Below are 2,694 nucleotides of genomic sequence, written 5' to 3' on the forward strand. Positions count from 1 at the left end.
TGTCGCGCACCCAAAAATGCAGCTCCACGCCATCGTCAAAGTCAGTCACCTTGTCGATGCCGACCACGATTTCACCGGTTTCGGTAAATTTGGCAGCGTTGTTACCCAGGTTGATCAGGACTTGGCCGAGGCGCAAAGCGTCGCCCATCAGGGCCGTGGGCACATCCGGGGCGGTGCTAAAGAGCAACTCCAGCCCTTTGTCCTCGGTTTTCATACCAACCAGATTGGCCAGGTTGTCCATCACGTCTTCCAGATTGAAGTTGACGGACTCCATGCTCATCTTGCCAGCCTCGATTTTTGAAAAATCAAGGATGTCGTTGATGATGCCCAGCAGATTTTCGCCGGCGCGGTGCACTTTCTCAATGTAATTGCGTTGCTTTTTGTCCAGGGCGGTTTGCAGTGCCAGGTGGCTCATGCCGATGATGGCGTTCATGGGCGTACGGATTTCATGGCTCATGTTGGCCAGAAACTCGCTCTTGCTGCGGTTGGCAGATTCGGCGGCTGCTCGCGCTATCTGGATTTCGACCAGCGCGGCACGCTCTTCGGAAATATCTTCCACGATGGCGACCATGCCCTTGGTTTGGTCATCTGCGTCAATGTGCCGCCCCGCCATGCGCGCCCATAAGCGGCTGCCATCTTTGCGCACCAGTTCAAATTCGCCCCGTGCGACCCCGTCGTTGAGCTTCTGGCCAACTTCGGCATGCGTAGCGTCATCCGGGTACCAATGCCGGGTGGTTTGGCCCACTTGCTCACCAACCGCGTAGCCGAGCATCTCATCGAAGGTGCGGTTCCAGCGCACCACAGTACGGTTACGTAACAAGACAATGCCCACGCTGGCGGTTTCAAACAGTGCGCTTTGCTCCTCCAGAGCAGTGTCCAATGCCTCGGTGCGCTCGGCAACCAGTTCTTCGAGGTGCAAGCGATGGCGATCCAGCTCATCACTCATGCGTTTTTTCTCGGTGATGTCTTCCTTGATGGCCAGATAGTGCGTGATGGCGCCATCAGGCTGGCGAATCGGTGCGATATTGGCAAACTCCGCATACTCGCTGCCGTCCTTGCGCCGGTTATAGAGTTCGCCACGCCAGTTTTCGCCGCGCGTAAGCGTTGCCCACATGTCGTCGTAGGTGGTCTTGGGCGTGCGGCCAGACTTGAGAACACGCGGGTTGAGCCCTATTGCTTCTTCCCGGGTGTAGCCGGTGACGCGCTGAAATGCAGCATTGACATACTCGATGCGAGCATCAAGGTCGGTAATCACAATGCTCTCAGGGCTTTGTTCCACCGCAAGGTAGAGCTTGCGCAACTGATCTTCCTGATGCCGCTTGGCTGTGATGTCTTCCTTGATGGCAACGTAATGTGAGACCTGGCCATCGCTCTGGATCAGCGGCATGATGATGGCTGCCTCGATCTGCTGCTCACCCTGTCGCGTGTGGTTGATGAATTCACCCACCCAGGTCTTGGCACCCAGCAGCGTTTGCCACATGTCCTGGTAGGTCGTAGCGGGCGTTTTGCCCGATTGGAGAAAACGCGGATTTTTCCCCAGTACTTCGTCGCGTGTGAACCCGGTGTTGCGGGTAAAGGCCTCGTTGACGTACTCGATGCTGGGCTCCAGGTTGGTGATCACGATGGAGTTGGGGCTTTGTTCAACCACCAGGGACAACTTGCGCAGTTCAACGTGGCTGGCGTTGAATGCGGCGCGGGTACGTAGTGTGCGCAACCCAAACGACAGGTCGTTGGCCATTTCTTCCAGCAGCTCGACTTCTGTGTCAGTGAAGGCATCTTTCTCTTTGGCGTGCAGACACAGGGCACCAAAGCAATGATCGCCCTCGACTACCAAGGGCAACGCGACGGCCGCTGCGTACCCCCGCTGAATTGCGGCCTCGCGCCAGGGCGCCAGTATCGGGTTGGTCAGAATGTCCCGGGTGACCACGGTGCGGCGTTCACGGATGGCGGTGCCCGTGGTTCCTCGTCCACGTGCCACGTCTGCCCAGGAAATCTGCGCTGTATCCAGGTAATTGTCATCAAAACCGGCGCTGGCCACCGGGCGCACCGTGCGGGCCTCATCGAACTGTGCAACGCCTACCCAGGCCATCCGGTAGCCACCAACCTCAACCGCCAGGCGGCAGATGTCCTGCATCAATTGGTCTTCGTCTTCGGCACGAATCAGCAGTTGGCTACAGTGCCGGGAGGTGCGCAGCGCACGATCAGCTTGCAAAAGCGTCACCTCGACCTGTCGGCGGTCCAGAACTTCGCGCAGCCGTTTGGCCAAGGCTTCAAACAGGGATTGTTCCTCTGCAAGAAACGCCTCACCGGTGTCGAGCGGCAACGCTGCACTGTAGGTGACGCCCAAAAGGTCAGGCTGCTCGGGTGTACCACCAAAGCGCACGCTCAAGTGTTCACCTGCAACAGGGCTGCCGTATCGCTGACCCTTGTAGTCGACCCAACCCACAGCGAGCTCGGGGTAACGCATGGCGGCCGGTAGGCGCTGTGCCACGGCGCCCAGCATGTCGTCCAGGTCACGCTGCCAATCTTCGGTGATGGCCTTGACATCAAAAAGGCAGGACAGCTCTTTGAGCCGTTCGCCCAGGTCGTACTCGGCTTTCTTGCGCAAAATGACGCTTTGCCGGAATGCCAGCGCCGACACCGAGATGTCACGCAGCAGGCTGCTCTTGATCGCGTCAATTTTGCTCACCTGCC

1 protein-coding gene is annotated in these 2,694 nt (G+C 58.3%); it reads right to left on the reverse strand.

Features of this window, described 5'->3' with window-relative positions; translation table 11 throughout:
- On the reverse strand, positions 1 to 2,694 hold a 2,694-nt coding region (locus KBF66_RS19430; RefSeq protein WP_296661398.1), incomplete at both ends, for a PAS domain S-box protein.

The organism is Rhodoferax sp. (assembly GCF_018063565.1).
Classification (GTDB): domain Bacteria; phylum Pseudomonadota; class Gammaproteobacteria; order Burkholderiales; family Burkholderiaceae_C; genus Rhodoferax.